The sequence below is a fragment of the Pseudoduganella sp. R-43 genome, assembly GCF_049913255.1.
Lineage (GTDB): Bacteria > Pseudomonadota > Gammaproteobacteria > Burkholderiales > Burkholderiaceae_D > Rugamonas.
The window spans coordinates 1,635,485-1,658,862 of sequence record NZ_CP183988.1 but is presented as its reverse complement, the minus strand read 5'-3'; the positions used below and the strand labels follow the sequence as shown (position 1 = coordinate 1,658,862).

The following is a 23,378-nucleotide window of genomic DNA, read 5'->3' as shown; positions in this document are numbered from 1 at the left end:
CGCCGACGGGGAATCCCGTCCGGCGCGTTTTTCAGTAAATAAGACCCGAAAATCCTTATGACGCCAGCAGTTGAATTCCGCAATATATCCAAGCACTTTGGGGCGGTGAAGGCGAATACGGACGTCAGTTTCTCCATCGCCAAAGGGGCCATCCATGGCCTGGTGGGTGAGAACGGCGCCGGCAAGTCGACCTTGATGAGCATCCTTTACGGCTATTACCGCGCAGATGGCGGTGAGATCCTGCTGGACGGTAAGGTGCAGCACATCCACAATTCCCACGAAGCGATCCGCCTTGGCATCGGCATGGTGCACCAGCACTTCATGCTGGTCGAGAACATGACCGTGCTCGATAACGTGATGCTGGGCAGCGAAGGCGGCTTCCGCCTGCGCGAGCACCGCGCCGCCGTCGAGAAAAAGCTGCGCGAAATCTGCGACCGCTATCGCCTGGACGTCGACCCGCTGGCCACCATCCACGACCTGTCGGTGGGCGCCCAGCAGCGCGTCGAGATCCTGAAGCAGATCTACCGTTCGGCCAACATCCTGATCCTGGACGAGCCGACCGCCGTGCTGACCGCCCAGGAGACCGAATCGCTGTTCGAGATCTTGAAGCTGTTCAAGGAACAGGGCAAGACCATCATCCTGATCACCCACAAACTGCAGGAGATCAAGGACATCACCGACACGGTTACCGTGATGCGCGGCGGCCGTGTAGTGGGTGCGGTGCAGACTGCCGATACCACCAAGGAAGAACTGGCCCAGATGATGGTGGGCCGTCCGATCGAGAACAACCTGCCGCGCGGTGAATACAATCCAGGCAAGGCCGTGCTGGAAGTGAAGAACCTGCAGCTGTCCGACGACAACGGCGTCAAGCTGCTGCAGGATATCAACTTCACCCTGCGCGCCGGCGAGATCGTGGCGATTGCTGGCGTGTCCGGCAACGGCCAGTCCGAGCTGATGGAAATCCTCTCCGGCATGAAGCTGCCGACCTCCGGGGAAGTGGACTTCGAAGGCAAGGCCCTGCCCTTCCCGAAACGCGGGGATGCCGACGGCCTGCCGACCAAATTCCGTGAACTGGGCATCGGCCATGTGCCGGAAGACCGCCTGCGCGACGGCGTGATCAAGGCTTTCTCGGTCATGCAGAACACCTTCTTCGGCTACCAGGACAAGGTCAAGAACAAATGGGGCCTGATCGACTTCAAAGGCATCGCACAACGCTGCGCCGGCCTGATGAAAGAGTTCGACGTGCGCCCGGCCAATCCGGACCTGCGCATTGGCTTGCTCTCCGGCGGTAACCAGCAGAAGGTGGTGATCGCGCGCGAAGTGCTGGCCAAGCCGAAGCTGATGCTGGTCGGCCAGCCGACCCGCGGCGTGGACATCGGCACCATCGAATCCATCCACACCCAGCTGCTGGCCCTGCGCGACCAGGGCGTGGCGATCCTGCTGGTATCGGTGGAACTGGAAGAAGTACGCGCCCTGGCCGACCGCATCCTCGTGATGTGCGGCGGCAAAATCACCGGCGAACTGAAAATCGACGAATTCGACACCACCCGCATCGGCTTGCTGATGGGTGGCATGCATAAGCACTGATCATGACCACGAACGATATGCCACGCTGGGCAACCGGCCTTGTCCTGCCCATCCTGAACCTGCTGTCCGCCTTGCTGGTGGCCGCCCTGGCGATCCACCTGATGGGCGAAGATCCGCTGGAGTCGATGCAGATCCTGATCAACAGCGCCATCATTAACCCGGAAGGCCTGAGCTACACGCTGTTCTACGCCTCCACCCTGGTGTTCACCGGCCTGGCCGTGTCGATCGCCATGCAGGCCGGCCTGTTCAACATCGGCGCCGAAGGCCAGATGTATTTCGGCGGCCTTGGCGTGACGCTGGCCATGCTGGCCTTTGACGCATCCCTGCCATGGTACCTGCTGATCCCGGCAGGCATCATCGGCGCCGCCCTGTTCGGCGCCCTGTGGGCCTTCATTCCCGGCTACCTGCAAGCCAAGCGCGGCTCGCACATCGTCGTGACCACGATCATGTTCAACTTCATCTGCGCCTCGCTGATGAACTTCATCATCGTCAAGTACCTGATCCCGGCCGGCGAGCAGAATACCGCCTCGCGCGTGTTCTCTGCCGCTGCCGAAATGCCGCGCCTGAACGCCTGGTTCCCGATCCTGGGCGAGACCCCGCTCAACATCGGCTTCTTCTTCGCCATTATCGCGCTGGTCATCTACGGCGTTGTCATGTGGCGCTCGGCCTGGGGCTACAAGATCCGCGCGCTGGGCCTGAACCAGCATGCGGCCCACTACGCCGGCGTCAAAATCAGCGCCATGATCATCCTCGTCATGCTGATCTCGGGCGCGCTGGCCGGACTGGGCGCAGTCAACTCCATCATGGGTTCGACCCACTACCTGTCGCTTAACTTTGTTGGCGGCGCGGGCTTCGTCGGCATCGCTATTGCCCTGATGGGCCGCCAGCACCCGGTAGGCATCCTCCTGTCGTCCATCCTGTTTGGCGCCTTGACCCAGGGTGGTTTCGACCTGTCGCTGGAAAAACCGAACATTCCGACCGAAACCTTCATTTTCATCCAGGGCCTGATCATCCTGTTCTGCGGTGCGATGGAATACCTGTACGCCCCGGCCATCATCAAGCTGCTCAAAGCACGCAAAGGTTAAGACCATGACTTTCGAAGATCTCCACCTGGGCTCCATTCTCGTCTCCACCGTGCGCAATGCGCCGGTGCTGATTTTCGCCGCCATGGCCGGCCTGTTTGCGGAACGCTCCGGCGTGATCGACATCGGCCTGGAAGGCAAAATCCTGGCCTCAGCCTTCGTATCGGCTGCCGTCGCTTTCACGACACGCAGCCCATGGCTTGGCATCCTCGCCGGCATGGGCGTCTCCGTCATCCTGGCCATGCTGCAAGGCTTTGTCGCCGTCACCCAGAAGGGCAACCAGCTCGTGGGCGGCATCGCGATCAATATCGCCATGAGCGGCCTGACCTTCGTGGTCGCGCAATATTTCTTCCAGCAAGGCGGCCGCACCCCTGACCTGGGCGACGCGCGCCTGTTCGACGTGGTGCTGCCTGGCAGCGCCGCCGTGGCTGACGTGCCTTTCCTCGGCTGGTTCTACACCAAGCTGATTGGCGGCCATTCCGTGCTGGTCTACCTGGCCTTCATCCTGGTGCCGCTGGTGCACTGGTTCCTGTATCACTCGCGCTTCGGCCTGCGCCTGCGCGCCTGCGGCGAGAACCCGCACGCAGCCGACGCAGCCGGCGTGTCCGTTGAACGCACCCGCTACGCCGCCATGCTGATCGCCGGCATCCTGTGCTCCTTCTCGGGCGCCTACCTGGCCATCGTGCAATCGGGCTTCTTCCTGCGCGATATGTCGGCCGGTGCCGGATACCTGGCGCTGACCGCCATGGTGTTCGGCAACTGGCGTCCGGTGTACACCTTCCTCGGCTGCCTGATGTTCGGCTTCTTCGGCGCCGTGCAGATCCAGCTTGAAGGCGTAGACCTGCCGGTGATCGGCCGCATTCCGGGCGCACTGATCCAGATGGTGCCTTACGTTGTCACCGTGATTGTGCTGGCCGGCCTGATGGCCAAGTCGGTGGCGCCGAAAGCCATCGGCGTACCGTTCGTCAAGTCGCGCTAAGCGCACCCTCCTCCACCCTGCGCCGGCCCAGGCCGGCCAGGGTCGCCAACCCCGCCAGCAGCATCAGTCCCGCCGCAGGTTCCGGAATCGGGGCTGGCGTGATGCCGAAAACAGTCTGGCTGCTCCAGTACCAGGTGCGGCTCCATTCTTCCCATCCGTAGCTCCATTGCGAGTATTGGTCGCCCGTGCGAAAGCCCGCGCCCCAGCCGGAGAACGCTTCGTCATTGCCCCACCAATTGGCATCGATCGTCAATTGCCCCGTCAACTTATAACTGAATGCGCCAATCTCGCAGCGGAAATACGGGTCGCTCAGGCTCAGGCATCCATCCAGGTAATCGCGCCCCGCGATAGACAACGAGGTCAGCTCCGCCAGGGAAATGACGCCATCGAGATCCATGTCCGTGCCGCGAAAGCCTCCGTCGACGCGCGCGTCTTGCTGGAACACGCCATTCTCGTTAAAACCCGTGTAACTGAATCGCCATTCGTCAGCCCAAGCGCTGCCAGCGGCGCAAGCAAGAGCCAGCGCCAAACCAAGTTTGCGTGCCATGGTGCCCTCCCTCGTGAAAACCGAGCTTTGATGCTAACAGCAGGCTGGCATGGAGCGAGCCCAGCCGGTATGCCGTGCGCAACACGGATCACTGTTGTGCCGGGCGTGCCGGAGGTCTATATTGCATAGACCAAGGAGTCTCTGATGAACCGGCGCAACTGGCTCTTGCTCAAATTATTGCCTGCGGCAATTTGCTCACTGGGATTGCCGGCACGGGCGCACGACAGCCCGCCTATGCAGGTGGTATATCCCCGCTATTTCTCCATACTCGACACCAGCAAGGGTTTCGACTGGGTCGTCTTGCGCGCAGCCCTGGAAAAGACGTCCGGAAAATACGGTCCCTTTACCCTGGCGCCATCGAATGAGCCGGTATCCGTGCCGCGCATGCTCCAGGAGCTGGGCCGCAGCAATGGTTCCATCAACATCATTGCCCGCGCCACCCAGCGCGACCTGGAAACGCAGTTCCAGCCGGTGCGCATCCCGATCGACCGGGGCCTGATGGGCATGCGCTTGCTGTTGGTGCGCAAAGCCGACTTGCCGCGCTTCGCGACAATTCGCACGCTGGAAGACTTGCGGCACCTGAGCGCCGGCCAAGGCCAGGGCTGGATCGATTCTGCCGTGCTGTCGGCGGCCGGCATCGTCGTGGTGGAATCCCCCCGCCCCGGCAGCCTGTTTGGCATGCTGGAGGCAGGACGTTTCGATTTTTTCCCTCGCGCACTGGACGAGGCGCCGAACGAATATGACGCGATCCGCAAGCAGCACACGGACATCGTGATCGAACCCACCCTGATGCTGCGTTACCCCCTGCCCCGCTACTTCTTCGTCCGGCGCGATGCGGCCGGCGACAGGCTCGCCGAGCGGATCAGGACCGGCATGGAGATGATGGTTAAAGACGGCTCGCTCATAGCGCTGTTCAACAAACACAAAGGCCCGCTGGTCGAGCGGGCCCGGATCGCATCGCGGCGCATCATTGAGCTGCCAAACCCGGCACTGCCGCCGGACACTCCGCTCCAGCGCAGCGAATTGTGGTTCAAGCCCTAGACTGGGGGCGGCGCGGCAGGAAGGGCAGCACCGCAAGCGCCAGCAAGGCAAACACCGCGCCTGCGCCGAAAGTGACGGCAGGGCCAAAGCAATCCCACAGCCAGCCTGCGAACGCACTCGACGCCAGCAATGCCGCACCGCTGGCCAGGTTGAACAGGCCGAAAGCCGTACCGCGCAAATGCGCCGGCGCAGCATTGGCCACCATCGCCGACAGCAATCCTTGCGTCATGCCCATGTGCAGCCCCCACAGCAATACGCCTGCGATCACACCCTGCCAGCCTTTGGCCGACGCCAGCACGGCATCGGCGGCAACCAATACCAGCAGCCCGATCGCAAGCAGGCGCGAGCCGCTCAGTCGATCCGCCAATTGACCGAACGGATAGGCGCTCAGCGCGTAGACGAAACTCATCGCCCCCATCACCAGCGGGACCTGTTGCAGGGCCATGCCGCGCTCCTGTGCGCGCAAGACCAGGAACGCTTCGCTGAAGCGGGCCAGCATGAACAATACGCCCAGGGCTGCCAGCCACCAGAATTGCCGGTCCAACTGGCGCAACTGGTCGCGGCGCAGAGGATTGACGCGCTCCCGGCCATGCTTTGCACCCGGTTCACGTACCCCCACGAACAGCAGCAACACGGAAAGCGAAGCTGGAATCGCCGCGATCCAGAACACTTTTCTGAAGTCATTCGCCCACAACAGCATCAAGCCCGATGCCAGCAAGGGGCCGGCACAGGCGCCCACGGTGTCCAGGGCTTGGCGCAAACCAAATGCCGCTCCGCGCATGGACTGAGGCGCCAGGTCGGCAAGCATGGCGTCGCGCGGCGCGCCGCGAATGCCCTTTCCCATCCGGTCCAGCAGGCGGGCCGTGGCAACCACCGGCATCGAACCTGCGATGGCAAACAAGGGCTTCGACAGGGCGGCCAGGCCGTAGCCGCAAGCGACCAGCAGTTTGCGCTTGCCAAGGTAGTCGCTCAATGCGCCAGAAAATACTTTCACGCACAGCGCTGTGGCTTCCGCCAGGCCTTCCAGGATGCCCACTGCCAGGCCGCTAGCGCCGAGCGTTCCGACCATGAACAGGGGAAGCAGGCTGTGGATCATTTCCGATGAAATGTCCATCAGCATGCTTACCAGCCCCAGCACCCAGATACTGGCAGGAAGCCGGGTATTCGGTGGGAGCTGGGAGGCCATCGTCTACGGCTTTATGGCCAGATCTTTTGCAGCAGGCCGGCCAGGTTGTAGCCGCCCTTAATCAACTGCTCGCGCGCGAGGGCGGACGATGGCACTGGATAGCTGTCCGGCACGGTCATCGCCCACACGGTGTAGCTTTCGCCGTTGCGGCTGGTCTGCTTGCTGGCCACGCCCACTTTGACGTCGGCGTAAGCCTGCTTGGCGGCCACCAGCGAATCGTTGGCCCATTGCGCGGGCCAGGTGATCGCCTCGCCCTTCGGCAGCGTGACGACCGGTTTGCCGTCGATCGCCCATTGGCTGAACTTGTCCACCGTGCGCATGCTGCTGCGGCGCATGGCGTAGTCGACTACCGTGGTGTCCCAATAGGAGTGGAACGGCTTGGTCGGGTACTTGGATGGAGCCTCGTCGCCAGCGGGGATGCCGCTCTTGGCGCTGGCCGCGGCCAGTGCCGCTTCATCCATCTGCAGGTTGTTGCCGCCGCGCGAATCGAAGATGTTCAGGGAGTCGATTTCCTTGTCGGACTTCGGCACCACGAACTTGCCTTCCTTGTCGACGAAGGCCGCGCCAACATGCAGCGGCTGGTGGATATCGCCGGCCAGGTGGGTCAGGATCAGCAGCGCCTGGCGCGGCGTGAACTTGCCGTCGCCCTTGCCCTGCAAGGTCGCGATGCATTGCTGCAGCACCTGCACCACGTCATGTTCAGATGTGCCCGCGCCGTGCAGGTGGTATTCGGTCAGCTGGAACGGCACGTCGGTGTAATGGTATTCGCTGTGCTTCGGATGCGCCGCCACGTAATCGTTCATTTCCTGCGTCTGCGGGCCGCAGAAAGTGCCCTTCACGCAGTCAGCCCAGTTGGCGATCTTTTCCAGGTCTTCTCCCGGTTGCAGCAGGGCCTTGAGCTGCTTCTCCGCGTTGGAGCCCTTGATCAGATTATCCGCGATCGCGCCAACGATGCGGTGGCCTGCGTTACCCCAGGCCATGGCGTTGGGGGACAGGAAGGCGCCGGACAGCGCGGCGATCAATGCGAGTTTCTTCATTCTTCTTTGCCTTTGTTCGGTTTCGGGTAGTTCTTGTTGACCTCCAGCGGCTCGGCATACTGCGAGCTCCAGGCCTGCTCCTGAAGCGCATACAGGCGCTTGGCCATGGCTTCGTTGCGCATCACCACTTCCATATTGCGCGACAGGTCGAAGTAGCCGCCGGCCCAGTTGCTGGTGCCGACCCATGCCAGCTTGCCGTCGATGACCAGGGTCTTGCTATGCCATACGCGGGCAAATGGAATGAAGCCAGTGGAGGCTTTCGGAATTGTCACGATGCGCACTTCCACGTTCGACAGCATGGCCAGCGATTTCAGGTGCTGGATGGCAGGCGCCTCGAGGTTCCAGTTGGACACCAGCAGCTTGACCTTGACCCCGCGCGTAGCGGCGGCGCGCAGCGCATTGTCGACGACCGCGTAGAATGGGCGCGTGCCATTCGGGCCGTAGCTCAACGGCGCGTAGTCCAGCATCGAAACGCGGATTTCCTGTTTCGCGTCGGCCAGCAGCGCCGGCAACACGACTTCCGAATCGGGCACGCCAGCCGGGTTGAAGCCGCCCGGGCTCGCGATCAGGAAATTCGCCTCAGCCGGCAGCGCCGACGCCAGGGTGGCGGCCGCAGGTGCGCCGGCCAGGATGGGGGCCTTGGCTTGCAGCGGCGCGACCGTCTTGCCGGCGGCCAGGGCCGCTTGCGCGGCCCAGTCCTGCTCGAAGATCGCCTGCACCTGGCCGACGATCCGGGCATCGCTGATGCGCAAGCCGGTTTCGTGGATGTGCGTGAACGCCCGCCAGTCGAAATTCTGGCTGCCGATAAAGGCCTGCTTGTGGTCCACGGTCAGGTATTTGGCGTGGATGATGCCGTTGCCTGTGAGCTGGCTGACGTCCAGTACGCGCATCTCGAGGTTCGGGATGGCGCGCACGCGTTCCACGGTGGCCTTGTCCGACAGGCCCGTCACGCCCTTCTTGTCGATCAGGAAGCGGATTTTCACGCCGCGCTTGCCGGCCGCTTCCAGACGCTCGATCACCTTCTCGAACGGCGAGCCCGGCTCGCTTGCGATGTAGAACTGGCCGATGCAGATTTCCGATTTCGCGTTGTCGAACAACTCGGTCCAGACCTCGGCGGGACCGCGCAGGTCGTCGCTCTTCAGCGTGGTTTCAACCGGCGCGGTCTGCACCAGTTCAAAGCCGGGGATCTGGAAAGCCGCGTGGGCGCTAGTGAAACATGTAGCCAGTGCGGCTGCGAGGAGATAGCGGCGCATAGCCTTCCTTTCCTTACTTGATGCGAATGATGCGCGGAACGGCTCCGTAAGTGCCGGCCGGCTTGTTGTCCTGCTCCAGGCGCACCAGGTAGCCGCGCAGCGAATCGACATCGCGCACGCCGGTCGCCGCCTGGTTGCTGCCCTGGCGGAAAGTCACGAAGCCGTCGTTGCCTTCGGCCAGGAAGTTATAGACCGCCACGCGGTAGCTGGCGCCTTCATCGATCGGCGCGCCATTCAGCTTGACGCTGTCGCGCACGATGCGCTGGCCCTTCGGCTTGCGGGTATCCCAGGAATAGGTGAAGCCTTCCGACACCTGCAGCAAGCCGCGCTTGTCGGCCTCGCTGCCGTTCCATTGCCCTTCCAGCAGCGCCAGGATTTGCGCGCCAGTCAGGTTCATCACCACGATTTCATTCCCGAACGGCAGCACAACCTGGGTTTGCGCCACGCTCACCACTTTGTCGGCACCGGCTTCGAGCGTGGTGCGGATGCCGCCGGTATTGGTGAATGCAATCTGCGCGCCCCATTTGCGGGCCGATGCGAGGATGGCGTCCGCCACCACCTGGCCCAGCGGCGATTCGTCTGCATTCGGCATCAACTGCTTGCTGATCGAAGGCACGGCGATCTTCGCCACGGGCTTGTTCAGCTCATCGCTGCTGCGTGCGCGCACCGACGCGAGCAGCGCACCCACTTCCGGCATGCCTGCATATTTACCCGGCTCCACCACGATATTGCGTGCACTGGCGTCGACCACGGCGCCGGTCTGGCGGTCCACCACCAGCGAGATGCGCGACAGCATATGGCCGAACTTTTCAGCCTGCGTCACCAGCTTGCCGTCCACCCGGCACAGGTAGCCCGTGTGCGAATGACCGCTCACCACCAGCCGTATGGCGGGGTCGAGGCGCTTGACCACGTCGGCGATGTCGCCATCGAGGTCGCTGCAGTACTGCTGGTCGTAGCGAGCCTTGGAATGGCCGCCCTGGTGGATCAGCACCACGAAGACCGTCGCGCCTTGCGCGCGCAGTTCCGGCAGCAGGCGATTGACCGCCTGCGCCTCGTCGATGAATTGCAGGCCGCTGATGCCGCCCGCGGCCACGAGTTCCGGTGTGTCTTTCAGCACGGTGCCGATGAAGGCAAGCTTCACGCCTTTCACCTCATCGATGCGGTAGGCAGGCAGCAAGGTCTGGTTGGTGCGGAGGTCGATCACGTTGGCGGCCAGGTAGCTGAACCTGGCGCCATCCCAGGATGGATTGAATTTGCAGGCTTTCTCGGGACGAGGCGAATTTGCGCAGCCGCCCCTGGCCTGGCGCAGCAGCTCCACGCGGCCGGCGTCGAATTCATGGTTGCCGACCGAAGTGGCGCGCATGCCGAGCAGGTTCAGGGCCTGGATGGTCGGCTCGTCGGCGAACATCGCCGACATGGCCGGGCTGGCGCCAATCATGTCGCCGGCACCGACCACCACCAGGTCCGGATCTTCCTTGCGCCAAGCCTGTACCGTGGCGGCCACCGCATCGATGCCGCCGGCCTTGGCGGCGTCATCGAAACGCGAAGCTTCCAGGTGGCCGTGCAGGTCATTCAGGCCTACCAGGGTCAACTCGACCTGGTTATCGGGACGCTGCGTTGCGCAGCCAGCCAGCAAGGCCGCCAAGGCCAGTGGACGCAGGAAAGGCTTCATGGGAATCGTTCTGGATAAAAGGAGATTGTACAGGTCCCGCTGCTCATGGCGCATATCGGGAAACGATATGTTACGCACAAAAAAAACGGGCCTTGCGGCCCGTTTCTGCTTCATACACTCAAGCTTAGAACTCGTAGCGCAGGGTTGCCTGGATGGCCCACTGCGACTCGCCCTTGACCTGGCGAACTTCGTAGTCTTCCACGGAATCGCGCACGCGGTACACGTACTTGCCGGTAGCTGGATCAACACCTGCGAAGTCCACGAAGGAACGAGCGTGGCCGCCGGCGGAGTTGAAGCCGACTTCGTTGATATGGCCCCACTTCTTGTTCAGCAGGTTGCCGACGTTGAAGATGTCGAAGGTGAAGGAAGCCTTGTTACCTGCGAACAGGCCAGGGATTTCCTGCTTCACGCGCACGTCGAAGGAATGGGTCCATGGAGCGAACGAATCGTTACGCTTCACGACGCCGCCCTTGGCATTACGCAGGGAGCGGTACTGGTCAACGGTCGCCCAGAAGCGGTCTTCATTGGCGTGGTTGGTTGCAGTGTCGCCCACGAAGATGACTTCACCCGAACGCGGCGCCGAAGGAATGTACATTAGGTCATTCGAGTTGGTGCCGTCGCCGTTCATGTCGTTGTTGAAGGTCCAGCTGTATGGCTTGCCGGTTTTGCCTTCATAGAACAGGCCGAAGGTGGTATTGTAGTTGCCGAAGAAGGCCTTGCGGAAGTTGATCATCGCATTGAAGCGATCCTTCACCAGGTACGAGGAGTTGGAGGCAACTTCTTCGTTCGGGTTGAAAGCCGGACGGGAACCGTAGTTCGAGCCGGAGGTCGACGAGGTCAGAGGCGAAACTTCCTTGGCGTCAGTGTAGGTGTAAGCCATCGACCAGCCGAAGCCACCCAGCAGCGGACGGCTCAGGGACACGGTCGCCAGGGTGCTGTCGCCTTCCTTGGTGTTGGTGGCGACCAGTACGTTGCCGTATTTGTCATTGCTGTTTGCCTTGCTGCGTGCGCCAGAGCACTGCGGGCTGCCTGGAGCGGTGCCGTTGGTGGTGGTCAGGCCAGTTGCAGACCAGCAACCTGGCTGCAGCGCCTTGTCGGTGTAGTACAGCGGACGGCCGTCGGTACCGATCTTCTGTGGAGCACCCAGGTTCAGGTTCTGGTAGTAGATCGAGTCTTTGGTTTTCAGCTTCAGCAGTTCTGCGCCGAATACGACGTTGTACCAAGGCAGTTCGGTGTCGAAGGCAATGTTAGCTTTCCATACGGAAGGCTGACGCAGGCCTTTGGCAAGCACATCGACGTTGGCAACTGGCGGCGAACCACCGTTCAATGTCGGCTGCTTGTTCACGTCCGGGGTGAAGATGCCGGTCGGGCAGGTCACCGAGGAGCTGCCGCACTGGATGGTCATGGTGGCCACGCCGTTGTTCTGGTATGGGTTGCCCAGCCATACGGACATGGCCGCGCCCTGGAACAGGCCGGCGCCACCGCGGATCTGGGTTGGGCGCTCGGTGTTCAGCTTGTAGTTGAAGCCAACGCGCGGCTGGAACAGCTTCTGGCCATCGATGGTGTTGGTGTTGTCCAGGCCGAAACCACCGGTCTGGCGGCCCTGGGTTGCAGCTGTGCCCGGCACTGGGGCAGCAGCCACGGCGGCGTTCAGGGTCGGCGACTCAGGCAGGTCGGCGTAGTCGACACGCACGCCGGCCATCAGGCTCAGGCGATCGTTCACAGTCCAGGTGTCCTGCAGGAACAGGCCATAGGACTTCAAGGTGAAGTGGGCGATGGCGTCGTTGAAGCTGCGGCCAGCCTGTGGCACCTGCACCGAGAAGCTCGATGGGCGACCGTTGGCGTAGTTCTCCAGCACGGCAGCGGTGATTTGCGCGTTGGTGGCAGCCCCACAAGAAGTGAGAGGCTTGTTGCCATTGAATGCGTAGCTCACGTTGTTCAGGCAAGCGAAGGTGTAGGAACCGTACACGCCCTGCAGGAAGGCGTTGGTGACTTCGTTCTTGTTCAGGTCGCCGCCGAACTTGAGCTGGTGGTCGCCCATCGCCAAGTTGCCGCCCAGGTAAGCGTCCAGGGTCTTGGTGCCCAGCACGTTACGCTGGCGCGAGAACTCGGTACCGAAGTTCAGGAAGCGGTTGCCGGTCGACACCGCCGATGGGGTGCCGGCCGGGTTAGGACCGGAGAATTGCAGGGCGATCGACGGCAGGGTGGAGTTCACCGCTGGCACGGAATCGTAGTCGCGGGTGGACAGCTTGAATTCGGTCGAGAAGTTCGGGGTCCAGTCGGAGTACAGCTGGGCTACCTTGGTCTCGATCGTCTTCTGTTGCGCGTACCAGTAGGAGTTCAGCGACAGGCCGGTATTGCTCAGGCCCGGGAACTGCGGTTCGGACTGCGCGGTCTTGGACCAGCGCACCATCAGGCGGTGGTCGTCGTTGATGTTCCAGTCCAGCTTGACCAGCTTGTCGGTGACGTCCATTGCCAGGCCTTCAGGGATCTGCGAAGTGCCGGCGTCAAAGCCATACTTGGTCCTGGAAATGTCTTGTGCCTGGGCGATCGCGTCCGGGGTGATGCCGACGTTGGTCATGTTCGAACCGATTGGGCCGAACTGCGGCGCAGCGCGCGACGATTCCAGTTTCTCGTAGCCGGCGAACAGGAACAGCTTGTCCTTGATCAGCGGCAGGCCCAGGGTTGCACCCTTGGTGGTTTCCTTGAACGGCGCCGGCGCGGTGTAGGTATCGGTCGACAGGTTGTAGCGGTCGCCTGCCAGGGTGTCGTTACGGAACACGTAGTAGACCGAACCCTTCACCTTGTTGGTGCCGGACTTGGTCACGGCGTTGATGTTGCCGCCGGTGTAGCCCTTCTGGGTGACGTCGTAGTTGGCAACGTTCACCTGCACCGACTGGATCGCTTCGATCGAGATCGGCTGCTTGGCGGTTGGGGAACCGTTGGCTTCCAGGCCGAAGGTGTCGTTCACAGCCACGCCGTCGATGGTCATCGAGTTAAAGCGCGAGTTCTGGCCGGCGATCGACATTTCGCCACGTTCCTTGTCGGTCTGGGAAACGCGTGGGTCGGCACGGGCGTAGTCTTGCAGGTTGCGGTTGATCGAACCCTGGATGGCTAGTTCGGAAGCGCTGATCGAGGTCTGGGTGCCCATATTGGTGCGCGAGAACTTCTCGGCACGTGCGGCGTTGGCGCCGGCGATGGTCACGGTCTGCATGGCCTGGCCGATGGTGGCGTCCACGGCAGCGGTTTCAGCAACTTCAACGTAGACGTTTTCACGCTTTTCGGAAACGCCGTTCTTGGTAATGGTGATCGTGTACGGACCGCCGGCGCGCAGGCCACGTGCGATGTAGCGGCCTTCGCTGTCGGTGACGACATTGCTTGCCGAGCCAGACTCTACGTGCAGCACGGTAACGGTTGCGCCAGCTGCTGGCTTGCCGTCAGCAGCAGAAATACGACCGCCGATGGCGGAAGTCGTGTTCTGCGCGAATGCCGGAGCGGCAAACACGAGAGACAGGCTAAACGCGATTTGCGTCAGCCGGAGCCGTTTATGATTCATCATTGATATACCCCAAAAGAGAACAAAATATTGGTAAATGTCGGCAACATGCTGCTTGCCGCATTTGCGCTTTTTACTAATGTTGCAAAAATAGTAGCCGCCCAGCGATTTTAGGCACCGTTGATGACAAGGGTGCGACAGCTATGTGACATTTGTGTGACGACCGGGACTTCCCAAGTGCAGTAGACGTATCTTTCCGTCAACTATGCCTGAAAGCCGCGCTTGAACACAAATTCATTTTCCCTTGCGTATTTATACGTAGGGAAAATAAATTGCCGTTCGTTATACGCTTTCCTGCAATTACTGGGGCTGTTAAGGCGGAATTATAAAGAAATGCACGCCTCTGGAGAATTTTATAAGGTTGCAGGCGGCGTAAGGGAGGCGCGCACTTGTGGCGAAAGGGCCACAAGTACGGCTAAAGAGGAGCTTACTTCAGCGAAGTTGCCACGTCGGCTTCGAACTTGGCGAAACGGCCGTCGAGTTGTTTCAACAACCGCTGTTTATCGGCGTCGGACAGGAAACCATAGCGAATGCTGTCATATGACAGCTTTTTGACCTCGGCGTAGCTGGTCTTGTAGCGGCTGGCGAACAACAGGTACTCGTTCGACAGGGTATTGCGGCTGACGCCAGTATCATCGCTCGACAGCACGAACGGCACGCCGTACTTGCGATAAATGTTAACCGGATGCGCCTCCCCTTTCACACCGAGGATGAATTCGTTTGAAGTCAGGTTCACTTCCACCGGAATATTCTTCTCGCGCATCTTCTTCAGCAGGGCCAGCGGCTGGCGCTCGTGGGCAATGTCCATGCCGTGGCCGATGCGGCGGGCGCCGGCGATCTCGATCGCTTCGGCGATGTGGAACTTCAGGCCTTCCGGCGGCACCTGGCCCAGGGCCAGCTCGCCCGCGTGCAGCGACAGCTTCACGTTCGGGTATTTGGCGCTCAGGAATTTATACATGCGCATGTGCAGGTGGTAGTCGCGCATCGAGACCGGATAATGCTCCGCGCCCACAATGTTCACCGACACCACTTTAGGATTCTGGCTAGCGATCTTGAAGCCGGCAGCCATCTGCGAGAACACGATCGACGGCGACAGGAAGCGCAACACGAAAGGCTGGTAGCGCATGGTGAAGTTTTCATCGTCGATGCCGGCGCTGCTGCTATCGACGTAGGCGCTGTAGTCGGCGATGCCCTTGTTGAAGGCCGGGCTGGCTTCCAGCTTGGCCAGGTAGGCAGCGAAGGCCGCTTCATCGTTCAGCTTGCCGTCGAATTCGGCGTCGAAAGTGATGGGGGCGATCTCGAACACGGTTTCGATATAGCCCACGTTTTCCGCGATCGCGCGCTCTTTCAGGCGTTTCTGGCCGTCATTGCCATTGGTTGAGGCCACGTCGTTAAAGCGCGGGAATGTGGTAAAGAAAGCCAGGTCGGGCGCCAGCTGGTCTTCGCTGTGGTTGTAGAAGTCCATGGTGGACCACTTGTGCAGGAGGGCGCGGTAAGCTACCGGGTCCTGCTCGAGTTGGGCCACGGTCGCGCAGTTCTTGCGGTCGGCAGCCTTGTCGGCCTGCACGCTCCAGCTGGTCTTGTCGACGCAGTAGCCAAGCTTGTCGACCCATTCCAGGTACTGCTCGGCGTAGATGGAGCCGGAATAATGGTGATGCAGGTCGCCGCCCTTCGGCATATTGTTGAAGAACATGGCCAGTTCCGCCGTCTTCGGCGCCGGGCCGGAGACCAGCGAGGCGAAATGGCGCGCGGTGATGTCGGCGTTCGATGCCGCGCCGGCCGTCGGCGCGGCAAAGGCGGCGGATACCGCGGCGGCAAGCAGGAGGCTGCTGAATGGCTTATGCATATTCTTTCCTAGGCGTGGTGGAGGCGGTCAGCCCTGCCCGCGCGCATGCACCAGGCGGCCGCCCGAATAGGTCGCCGCTACGGCGCGGTCATCCCCCAGCAGCGCCAGGGCGAACAGCTGTTCTTCCAGGCTGTCGGTGTTGGCGCTGCGGCGTGCCAGCAGCGGCGTGGCCTGCGGGTCGATCACGATAAAGTCCGCTTCGCGGCCGGCGGCAAAACTGCCGATCGTGTCTTCCAGGTGCAGGCTGCGCGCGGCACCCAGCGTCGCCAGGTAGAACATGCGCATGGCAGGCAGGTAGCTGCCCTTCAAGCGCGCTACTTTATAGGCTTCATTCATCGTTTGCAACATGCTGAACGAAGTGCCCGCGCCGACGTCGGTGGCCAGCGACAGCAGCATGCCCGCCTTGTCGGCCTGCTCGAAGTCGAACAGGCCGGAGCCAAGGAACAGGTTGGAGGTCGGGCACACGGCGGCCGCGGCCTTCGCTTCGGCCATGCGCGCGCGATCGGTTTCGTCCAGCCAGATGCAGTGACCGTAGACGGCGCGCGGGCGCATCATGCCGTAGCGGTCGTATACGTCGAGATAGCTGCGCGCCTGCGGGAACAGTGTCTTGACCCAGGCGCATTCTTCCTTGTTCTCCGAGACGTGGGTTTGCAGGAAGGTGTCGGGGTACTTCTGCGCCAGCTCGCCTGCCAGTTGCAGCTGGGTTTCCGTCGACGTCGGGGCGAAGCGCGGCGTGATGGCGTAAAGCGAGCGCCCCTTCTTATGCCAGCGCTGGATCAGGGCTTCACTTTCCTCGGCGCCGCGTTCGGCGGTGTCGCACAGGAAGTCCGGGCAATGGCGGTCCATCATGACTTTGCCGGCGATCATGCGCAGCCCGCGCTTTTCGCTGGCGGTGAAGAAGGCGTCCACCGATTGCGGGTGCACGGTGCCGTAGACCATGGCAGTCGTGGTGCCATTGCGCAGCAACTCATCGAGGAAGAACTCGGCCACCTGGGCGCCATGCGCCGGGTCTTCGAACTGGCGCTCGGTGGGGAAGGTGTATTGCTCGAGCCACGGCAGCAGGCCGGGCGCCGGCGAGGCGATCATGTCGGTCTGCGGGTAGTGCACGTGGCTGTCGATGAAACCGGGCATGATGATCTTGCCGCGGCAGTCCTTCACTTCGGTGCCGGGCGGCAGGGTTGGCGCCAGCGTGGCGTAGTCGCCCGCAGCCTGTACCTTGCCATCGGCCACGATCAGCAGGCCGTCCTCATGCCAGGCGTGGGCGTGTTCGATGAAGGCCGGATCGGCGTGAAAATGCAGCAAGCCTGCTCGGTAGGCTTGCACGCTGGTGTTTTTGCTCATTGCTAGTCTTTCGCCTGGGATTCCCAGACCATCAGTAATTGGGCGGCGACCGAGGCGGCAATCACCGCCGGCGCCTTGTCGATGATACCCGGTAGGCCGATCGGGCATACCATGTCTTGCGTGCTCAGTCCCTTCGCCTCAAGACGCGAGGTGAATTGGGCGCGCTTGGTTTTGGAGCCGATCAGGCCGAACCAGCCGACCTTGGGGCGGCGCAGGATCGCCTCGCTCAGTTGCAAGTCCAGTGCGTGGCTGTGGGTCAGCACCAGGTAGCTGGCATGGTCGGGCGCCTCGTCCACGCAGGCTTCCGGCGCGTCGGTGGCTTCGATCGTGACGTTGCCTGGCACTTCGGCCGGGAACATGGCGTCGCGCTCGTCGACCCATGTCACGCTGCACGGCAGCTCGGCCAGTGCGCGCACGATCGCGGCGCCGACGTGGCCGGCGCCGAACAGGACCAGGTGCGCGCGCGGCGGCTTGACAGGATCGACCAGCCAGCGGCGGCCACCGGCGTCGGTATGGATATGCGTTTCCTTGTGCTGCTCGTCCACCAGCCGGCATTCCGCTTCGCCGTCGATGGCGCTGATGCGGCAGCTGTCCTGGCGGCGGCGTTGGCGCAGCTGCGCCATGGCCTCTTCCAGGCCGCCGCTGACCGTCTCGAAGAGCAGCCAGACCACGCCGCCGCAGCATTGGCCCAGGCTTGGTCCCAGCGGGAAGCGCTCTAGGTGCGGCGCCACCGCGCGTCCGGCGCGGCGGGCGGCGATCATTTCGCGCGCGATGGCGAAGGCCTTGTGTTCCAGGTGGCCGCCGCCGATAGTGTCGAACTGTCCGCTGGCGGTGACCAGCATGTGCGTTCCCGCCTCGCGCGGCACCGAACCTTCGGCGCGCGCGACCGTGACGAGTACCGCCGGTTCCCCGGCTGGCGTCAACCAGTCAGCCATTTCAGCCTGCCGCAGAAGGTGATTCGCCTTCGACTGCCGCGATGGCGCGCAGGATTTCTTCGCTGGTCGCAGGGGCGTTCAGCGGAGGATTGACGCGATGCCCGCCAACTGCGGAAATCGCATCGCGGATGGCAAAGAATACCGAGAACGGCAGCAGCAGCGGCGGTTCGCCCACCGCTTTCGAGCGATGGATCGAATCCTCCACATTGCGGTTCTGGAACAGCTTGACGCGGAAGTCTTCCGGGCAATCGGAAATGCCGGGAATCTTGTAAGTGGACGGCGCATGCGTCATCAGCTTGCCGGCACCGTTCCACCACAGCTGCTCGGTAGTCAGCCAGCCCATGCCCTGGATGAAGGCGCCTTCCACCTGGCCGATATCGATGGCCGGGTTCAGCGACTGGCCGGCATCGTACAGCGCGTCGGCGCGCAGCAGCTTCCACTCGCCGGTCAGCGTGTCGACCACCACTTCCGACACGGCGGCGCCGTAAGCGTAGTAGGAGAATGGGTGGCCGCTCATGGTCTTCGGGTCCCAGTGCAGGTTCGGCGTCGCATAGTAGCCGTCGGACCAGAGCTGCACGCGGGCCAGGTAAGCCTTCTGCACCAGCGCTTCGAACGGCACGCTCTGGCCGTTCACGTGGATTTCGTTGGCGAAGAAGCGCACATCGGCCGCCTCGCCGCCCAGCGTTTTCGCGGCAAACGCCGCCAGCCGCTCGCGGATCTGGCGCGCCGCATCCTGCGCCGCCTTGCCGTTCAGGTCCGCGCCGGTGGACGCCGCCGTGGCCGAGGTATTCGCCACCTTGCTGGTATCGGTTGCCGTGATGCGCACGCGTTCCAGGTCGAGGCCCAGTTCGTGCGCGACCACCTGCAGCACCTTGGTGTTGATGCCCTGCCCCATCTCGGTGCCGCCATGGTTGACCAGCACCGAGCCGTCGACATAGACGTGCACCAGCGCGCCCGCCTGGTTCAGGTGAGTGACATTGAAGGCGATGCCGAATTTGACCGGCGTCAGCGCCACGCCGCGCTTCAGCACCGGGCTGCTTGCGTTGTACGCGGCCACCGCAGCGCGGCGTGCGCGGTATTCGCTGCTTTGCTCCAGCTCCGCCACCAGCTCGTGGATGACGTTATCGACGATCACCTGGCCATAAGGCGTTTCGTTGCGCTCGGTCTTGCCGTAGAAGTTGAGACGGCGGATATCCAGCGGGTCCTGTCCCAGGTTGCGCGCGATTTCGTCGATCACGTATTCGATGGCGATGGCGCCCTGCGGGCCGCCGAAGCCGCGGAAAGCGGTGTTCGACTGGGTATTGGTCTTGCCGCAGGCGGCATGGATTTCAACGTCAGACAGGTAGTAGGTATTGTCGAAGTGGCAGACGGCGCGCGTGGCAACAGGCCCTGACAGGTCGGCCGAGTAGCCTGCGCGCGAAGTCATGTCGACCCTGGCAGCCACGATGCGGCCCGCGTCGTCGTAGCCCACTTCGTACTCGTAGTAGAAGCAGTGGCGCTTGCCGGTGACCATCATGTCGTCATCGCGGTCGGCGCGTAGCTTGACCGGCTTGCCGGTGCGCGTCGCCGCGATCGCCGCCGCGGCGGCCCACAGCGCGGACTGCGATTCCTTGCCGCCAAATCCGCCTCCCATGCGGCGGCATTCCACCGTCACATGGTGCGAATGCAGGCCGAGCGCATGCGCCACCACGTGCTGCATTTCGCTCGGGTGCTGGGTCGAGCATTGCACCAGCATGCCCTTGCCCTCTTTCGGGATGGCATAGGCGATCTGGCCTTCAAGGTAGAACTGTTCCTGGCCGCCGACGTACAGCTGGCCCTTGACCGTGTGTGGCGCCTTCTCGAACGCAGCCTGCGCATCGCCGCGCAGCAGCTTCATTGGCGGCAGCACGTAGGAGGCGGCAGCCTTGGCCTGCTGCGGCGTCAGGATGGCCGGCAGCTCTTCGTAGCCGACCACGCCGCGCTTGGCGGCACGGCGGGCGTTGGCATGCGAGTCGGCGACCACGATGAAGATCGGCTGGCCGACATACTGCACCAGGCCATCGGCCAGGATCGGGTCGTCGTGGATGATCGGACCGCAGTCATTGGTGCCCGGGATGTCGGAGGCTGTGTACACCGCGACCACGCCAGGTGCGGCGCGCACGGCGTCCAGGTCCAGCGAAGTAATGCGGGCATGGGCCTTGGACGACAGGCCGAGCGCTGCATGCAGGGTACCGCGAACTTCGGGAATATCGTCGGTATAGGTCGCCTGGCCCAGCACATGCAGCTCGGCCGATTCATGCTTGCGCGGAATGCCGACGCCGGTCCAGGTGGCGGCCTTCAGTTCAGGAGTGACGGGATGGTTCATGCTGGCTCCTTCATTCTTTCTCCATTACGCACTGACAGCGAAGGCGTTGACGGCATCGGCCGCCAGCGGCGCATCATTGCGCGTCTCGAGCCAGAAGCGGCGCAGCAGGTTCTGCGCGGTCTTCATCCGGTATTCACTGCTGGCACGCATATCGCTCAAAGGCGCATAGTCGCGCGCCAGTGCGCCCATGGCGTCGGCGAGCGCGGCCTCGTTCCAGGCGCGCCCGTTCAGCGCCGCTTCCGCCTGCGCCGCCCGCCTAGGGGTGGCGGCCATGCCGCCAAAGGCGATGCGCGCCTCGGCAACCGCCTCGCCGTCCATGCGCAAGGCGAAGGCCGCGCAGACGGCGGAAATGTCCTGGTCGAAGCGCTTGGCCAGCTTGTACGTGCGGAAGCGCACGTCCTCGCTCGGCAGGGGCACGCGTACTGCCTGCACGAATTCGCCAGGCTGCAAGTCCTTCTTCATGTAATCGAGGTAGAAGTCTTCCAGCGCCAGCACGCGCTCGCCGGCCGCGCCGCACAGCACCACTTGCGCGCCGAGGGCGATCAGCCATGGCATGGAATCGCCAATCGGCGAGCCGTTGGCGACGTTGCCGCCCAAGGTACCTGCATTGCGGATCGGCAGGGAGGCAAAGCGCTGGCGCAGCTCGCCCAGTTCGTTCGGGTAGTGCTGGCACAGGGCGTCGTAGGCGTCTTCCAGCGAAACGCCGGCACCGATTTCGATGGAACCTTCGTCCACCCGCAGCACCTTCAATGCATCGACGTGGCCGAGGTAAATGATGTCGCCCAGGTCGCGCATCTGCTTGGTGACCCACAGGCCGACGTCGGTGGAACCGGCCAGCAGCACGGCGGACGGATTGGCCGCACGCAGCTGGATCAGCTCATCGAGGGTGCGCGGGGCCAGGAAAGTCTGGCCATGTGCGCTGTAGACAGCCAGCGCATCGCGCTTGAGTGCTTCGAGCTGCTCCGCCACGCGAGCCGCGTCGAATTCAACGTTCGGCAATTCGACCATGCGCTGGGCAGCGTCGATGATCGGGCGGTAGCCGGTGCAGCGGCACAGGTTGCCGGACAGGCAGTCGTCGATTTCCTTGCGCGAGGCACATTGGCCTTCTTTTTTCAGGTACAGGCCCCACAGCGACATGGCAAAGCCCGGCGTACAGAAGCCGCATTGCGAGCCATGGCATTCGACCAGCGCCTGCTGCACCGGATGCAGGGCGCCGTTGGCCTGCTGCAGGTCTTCCACGGTAAACAGAGCCTTGCCGTCCAGCGTAGGGGTGAGCTGGATGCAGGAATTGACCGCTTTCAGCTCCAGCTTGCCGTCGACCACGCTGCCCAGCACCACGGTGCAGGCGCCGCAATCGCCTTCGGCGCAGCCTTCCTTGGTGCCGGTGCAGTGCAAGTCTTCGCGCAGGTGCTGCAGCACAGTCTGCGTTGGGGCAGCGTCTCGTACTTCATGCACGGCGCCGCGGTAGTAAAAGCGGATCGGTTCTGACATCTTGTCCTCGCAGGTCTCCTAGCTTGCAAGATAACATTACCGCACCCCATCCATATATGAAATCCCTGATTTTGAATATCAGGCGTTTCGCATATAAGGATGGTGCTTGTGCCAGTGCTCGGCAATGTCGATGCGGCGCGTGATCCACACCTTGTCATGGCTTTGCACGTAGTCGAGGAAGCGCGCCAGGGCGGCAGCGCGCGCCGGACGGCCCACCAGGCGGCAATGCAGGCCGATCGACAGCATTTTCGGCTGGTTCAGGCCATCCGGGTCCCCTTCCTTATAGAGTACGTCGAATGCGTCCTTGAGGTAATCGAAGAATTGCGTGCCGCTGTTAAAGCCTTGCATGGCGGCAAAGCGCATATCGTTGGTATCCAGGGTGTACGGCACGATCAGTTGCGGCGTCACGGCCGGCTTGCCGTCGGCACCGGTGTGCGCCACTTCCTGCCAGAACGGCAGGTCGTCGCCGTAATAGTCGGCGTCATAGCGGAAGCCGCCATGCTCGACCACCAGCCGGCGCGTATTCGGCGAATCGCGGCCTGTGTACCAGCCCAGCGGGGCGCTGCCGGTCAGCTCCTTGATGATCTGCACCGCTTCCTTCATATGGGCGCGCTCGGTCTCCTCGTCCATGTTCTGGTAAGTGATCCAGCGCAGGCCGTGGCAGGCAATCTCATGGCCCAGCTCCTGGAAGGCGGCCACCGCTTCAGGGTGGCGCTGCAGCGCCATCGACACGCCGAAGATGGTCAGCGGCAGCTTGCGCTCCTCAAACATGCGCAGGAGCCGCCACAGGCCGGCGCGCGAACCGTACTCATAGATCGATTCCATGCTCATATGGCGGTTCGGGAAAGCGGCCGCGCCGATGATCTCAGACAGGAAGGTCTCCGAGGCGGGGTCGCCGTGCAGAACGCTATTCTCGCCGCCCTCTTCGTAGTTCAGCACGAATTGCAGGGCCACGCGGGCCTGGCCTGGCCATTGTGGATGGGGTGGATTGCGGCCGTAGCCGACGAGGTCGCGCGGGTAATTGCTCATGACAGGTCCGGGATTAAAGGTATATGCGCAATAATATATTGGCGTTATGGCACCGGTATATGATCTGCCGGATAAGCAAAATAAGGAATGCAAAATGGGAAAACTGAGCACTCACGTCCTCGATACCGCCAACGGACGTCCCGCCGCCGGCGTGCATGTGGCGCTGTATGCGCTGGCCGGCAGCGCCCGCACGCTATTGAAGGAGGATGTGACCAATGCCGATGGCCGCTGCGGCGCGCCGCTGCTGGAGGGCGACACCATGCAGCCTGGCCGGTATGAGCTGGTGTTCGGCGCGGGAGACTATTTCGCGGCGCTCGGCGTGGACTTGCCTGCGCCGCGCTTCATCGACCAGGTGACGATCGCCTTCGGCATCGCCCATGCGGACCAGAACTACCACGTTCCGCTGGTGGTGTCGCCGTGGGCCTATTCGACCTACCGCGGCAGCTAGTCCA

General features: G+C 62.7%; 17 protein-coding genes. 5 read left to right on the top strand and 12 right to left on the bottom strand.

Annotated elements, in window-relative coordinates:
- The first annotated feature begins 57 nt into the window (after window positions 1-57).
- Genes ACN9M3_RS07770 through ACN9M3_RS07760 form a run of 3 tightly spaced genes read left to right on the top strand, consistent with a single transcriptional unit; the run spans window position 58 to window position 3,648 of the window.
- Complete coding sequence (locus ACN9M3_RS07770; protein WP_426169457.1) at window positions 58-1,587, top strand: ABC transporter ATP-binding protein; 1,530 nt, start codon at window positions 58-60, stop codon at window positions 1,585-1,587.
- Between the two features lie 2 nt (window positions 1,588-1,589).
- Window positions 1,590-2,672 carry an ABC transporter permease gene (locus ACN9M3_RS07765; protein ID WP_426169454.1) on the top strand — a complete coding sequence of 361 codons (1,083 nt, stop codon included), beginning with the start codon at window positions 1,590-1,592 and terminating at the stop codon, window positions 2,670-2,672.
- A 4-nt stretch (window positions 2,673-2,676) separates the two neighbouring features.
- Complete coding sequence (locus ACN9M3_RS07760; RefSeq protein WP_426321583.1) at window positions 2,677-3,648, top strand: ABC transporter permease; 972 nt, start codon at window positions 2,677-2,679, stop codon at window positions 3,646-3,648.
- On the opposite strand, the gene ACN9M3_RS07755 is transcribed toward ACN9M3_RS07760, so the two are convergent.
- Entirely contained in the window at window positions 3,635-4,195 is a 561-nt protein-coding gene (locus ACN9M3_RS07755; protein ID WP_426321581.1) for a hypothetical protein, read from the bottom strand. The two genes, ACN9M3_RS07760 and ACN9M3_RS07755, sit on opposite strands and share 14 nt — an antisense overlap.
- Window positions 4,196-4,339: 144 nt before the next feature.
- Here ACN9M3_RS07755 and ACN9M3_RS07750 point away from each other — a divergent pair, with 144 nt between their 5' ends.
- Window positions 4,340-5,236 (top strand): hypothetical protein, encoded by an 897-nt coding sequence (locus ACN9M3_RS07750; RefSeq protein ID WP_426169446.1) that lies wholly within the window; start codon window positions 4,340-4,342, stop codon window positions 5,234-5,236.
- Here ACN9M3_RS07750 and ACN9M3_RS07745 read toward each other — a convergent pair.
- The 11 genes from ACN9M3_RS07745 to puuE all read right to left on the bottom strand — a co-directional run bounded on the left by ACN9M3_RS07745 (window position 5,226) and on the right by puuE (window position 22,926).
- Window positions 5,226-6,422, bottom strand: coding sequence for an MFS transporter (locus ACN9M3_RS07745; protein ID WP_426169443.1), 1,197 nt, complete (start codon window positions 6,420-6,422; stop codon window positions 5,226-5,228). The two genes, ACN9M3_RS07750 and ACN9M3_RS07745, sit on opposite strands and share 11 nt — an antisense overlap.
- A gap of 11 nt (window positions 6,423-6,433) precedes the next feature.
- Window positions 6,434-7,459, bottom strand: coding sequence for a S1/P1 nuclease (locus tag ACN9M3_RS07740; protein WP_426321578.1), 1,026 nt, complete (start codon window positions 7,457-7,459; stop codon window positions 6,434-6,436).
- A complete protein-coding gene (locus ACN9M3_RS07735) occupies window positions 7,456-8,712 on the bottom strand; it encodes a phospholipase D-like domain-containing protein (protein WP_426321576.1) in 1,257 nt (418 codons plus the stop codon). Before ACN9M3_RS07735 ends, ACN9M3_RS07740 begins: the two co-directional genes overlap by 4 nt.
- Before the next feature lie 13 nt (window positions 8,713-8,725).
- Window positions 8,726-10,384: a bifunctional metallophosphatase/5'-nucleotidase gene (locus ACN9M3_RS07730; protein WP_426321574.1), complete on the bottom strand. Its 1,659-nt coding sequence runs from the start codon at window positions 10,382-10,384 to the stop codon at window positions 8,726-8,728.
- Window positions 10,385-10,508: 124 nt separating this feature from the next.
- Window positions 10,509-13,943: a TonB-dependent receptor domain-containing protein gene (locus ACN9M3_RS07725; protein WP_426321572.1), complete on the bottom strand. Its 3,435-nt coding sequence runs from the start codon at window positions 13,941-13,943 to the stop codon at window positions 10,509-10,511.
- Window positions 13,944-14,367: 424 nt separating this feature from the next.
- The gene (locus ACN9M3_RS07720; RefSeq protein ID WP_426321570.1) at window positions 14,368-15,786 is read right to left on the bottom strand and encodes an adenosine deaminase family protein; all 1,419 of its coding nucleotides are present in this window, start codon (window positions 15,784-15,786) and stop codon (window positions 14,368-14,370) included.
- A gap of 27 nt (window positions 15,787-15,813) precedes the next feature.
- Entirely contained in the window at window positions 15,814-17,127 is a 1,314-nt protein-coding gene (guaD, locus tag ACN9M3_RS07715; protein ID WP_426169429.1) for a guanine deaminase, read from the bottom strand.
- 2 nt (window positions 17,128-17,129) lie between these two features.
- Window positions 17,130-18,062 carry a xanthine dehydrogenase accessory protein XdhC gene (gene xdhC, locus ACN9M3_RS07710; RefSeq protein ID WP_426169427.1) on the bottom strand — a complete coding sequence of 311 codons (933 nt, stop codon included), beginning with the start codon at window positions 18,060-18,062 and terminating at the stop codon, window positions 17,130-17,132.
- 1 nt (window position 18,063) lies between these two features.
- Window positions 18,064-20,406, bottom strand: a complete 2,343-nt coding sequence (gene xdhB / locus ACN9M3_RS07705) for a xanthine dehydrogenase molybdopterin binding subunit (protein ID WP_426169424.1) — start codon at window positions 20,404-20,406, stop codon at window positions 18,064-18,066.
- Window positions 20,407-20,430: 24 nt separating this feature from the next.
- A complete protein-coding gene (xdhA, locus tag ACN9M3_RS07700) occupies window positions 20,431-21,897 on the bottom strand; it encodes a xanthine dehydrogenase small subunit (protein WP_426321567.1) in 1,467 nt (488 codons plus the stop codon).
- A 78-nt stretch (window positions 21,898-21,975) separates the two neighbouring features.
- A complete protein-coding gene (gene puuE, locus ACN9M3_RS07695; protein ID WP_426169419.1) occupies window positions 21,976-22,926 on the bottom strand; it encodes an allantoinase PuuE in 951 nt (316 codons plus the stop codon).
- A 94-nt stretch (window positions 22,927-23,020) separates the two neighbouring features.
- Between puuE and uraH the strand changes: the two genes are divergently transcribed.
- Complete coding sequence (uraH, locus tag ACN9M3_RS07690) at window positions 23,021-23,374, top strand: hydroxyisourate hydrolase (RefSeq protein ID WP_426169416.1); 354 nt, start codon at window positions 23,021-23,023, stop codon at window positions 23,372-23,374.
- Window positions 23,375-23,378 lie beyond the last annotated feature (4 nt).

Excerpts from the sequence above, each read along its gene's own strand:
- ACN9M3_RS07770 (WP_426169457.1), top strand. The coding sequence starts at position 58 with ATGACGCCAGCAGTTGAATTCCGCAATATATCCAAGCACTTTGGGGCG.
- ACN9M3_RS07765 (WP_426169454.1), top strand. The coding sequence starts at position 1,590 with ATGACCACGAACGATATGCCACGCTGGGCAACCGGCCTTGTCCTGCCC.
- ACN9M3_RS07760 (WP_426321583.1), top strand. The coding sequence starts at position 2,677 with ATGACTTTCGAAGATCTCCACCTGGGCTCCATTCTCGTCTCCACCGTG.
- ACN9M3_RS07755 (WP_426321581.1), bottom strand. The coding sequence starts at position 4,195 with ATGGCACGCAAACTTGGTTTGGCGCTGGCTCTTGCTTGCGCCGCTGGC.
- ACN9M3_RS07750 (WP_426169446.1), top strand. The coding sequence starts at position 4,340 with ATGAACCGGCGCAACTGGCTCTTGCTCAAATTATTGCCTGCGGCAATT.
- ACN9M3_RS07745 (WP_426169443.1), bottom strand. The coding sequence starts at position 6,422 with ATGGCCTCCCAGCTCCCACCGAATACCCGGCTTCCTGCCAGTATCTGG.
- ACN9M3_RS07740 (WP_426321578.1), bottom strand. The coding sequence starts at position 7,459 with ATGAAGAAACTCGCATTGATCGCCGCGCTGTCCGGCGCCTTCCTGTCC.
- ACN9M3_RS07735 (WP_426321576.1), bottom strand. The coding sequence starts at position 8,712 with ATGCGCCGCTATCTCCTCGCAGCCGCACTGGCTACATGTTTCACTAGC.
- ACN9M3_RS07730 (WP_426321574.1), bottom strand. The coding sequence starts at position 10,384 with ATGAAGCCTTTCCTGCGTCCACTGGCCTTGGCGGCCTTGCTGGCTGGC.
- ACN9M3_RS07725 (WP_426321572.1), bottom strand. The coding sequence starts at position 13,943 with ATGATGAATCATAAACGGCTCCGGCTGACGCAAATCGCGTTTAGCCTG.
- ACN9M3_RS07720 (WP_426321570.1), bottom strand. The coding sequence starts at position 15,786 with ATGCATAAGCCATTCAGCAGCCTCCTGCTTGCCGCCGCGGTATCCGCC.
- guaD (WP_426169429.1), bottom strand. The coding sequence starts at position 17,127 with ATGAGCAAAAACACCAGCGTGCAAGCCTACCGAGCAGGCTTGCTGCAT.
- xdhC (WP_426169427.1), bottom strand. The coding sequence starts at position 18,062 with ATGGCTGACTGGTTGACGCCAGCCGGGGAACCGGCGGTACTCGTCACG.
- xdhB (WP_426169424.1), bottom strand. The coding sequence starts at position 20,406 with ATGAACCATCCCGTCACTCCTGAACTGAAGGCCGCCACCTGGACCGGC.
- xdhA (WP_426321567.1), bottom strand. The coding sequence starts at position 21,897 with ATGTCAGAACCGATCCGCTTTTACTACCGCGGCGCCGTGCATGAAGTA.
- puuE (WP_426169419.1), bottom strand. The coding sequence starts at position 22,926 with ATGAGCAATTACCCGCGCGACCTCGTCGGCTACGGCCGCAATCCACCC.
- uraH (WP_426169416.1), top strand. The coding sequence starts at position 23,021 with ATGGGAAAACTGAGCACTCACGTCCTCGATACCGCCAACGGACGTCCC.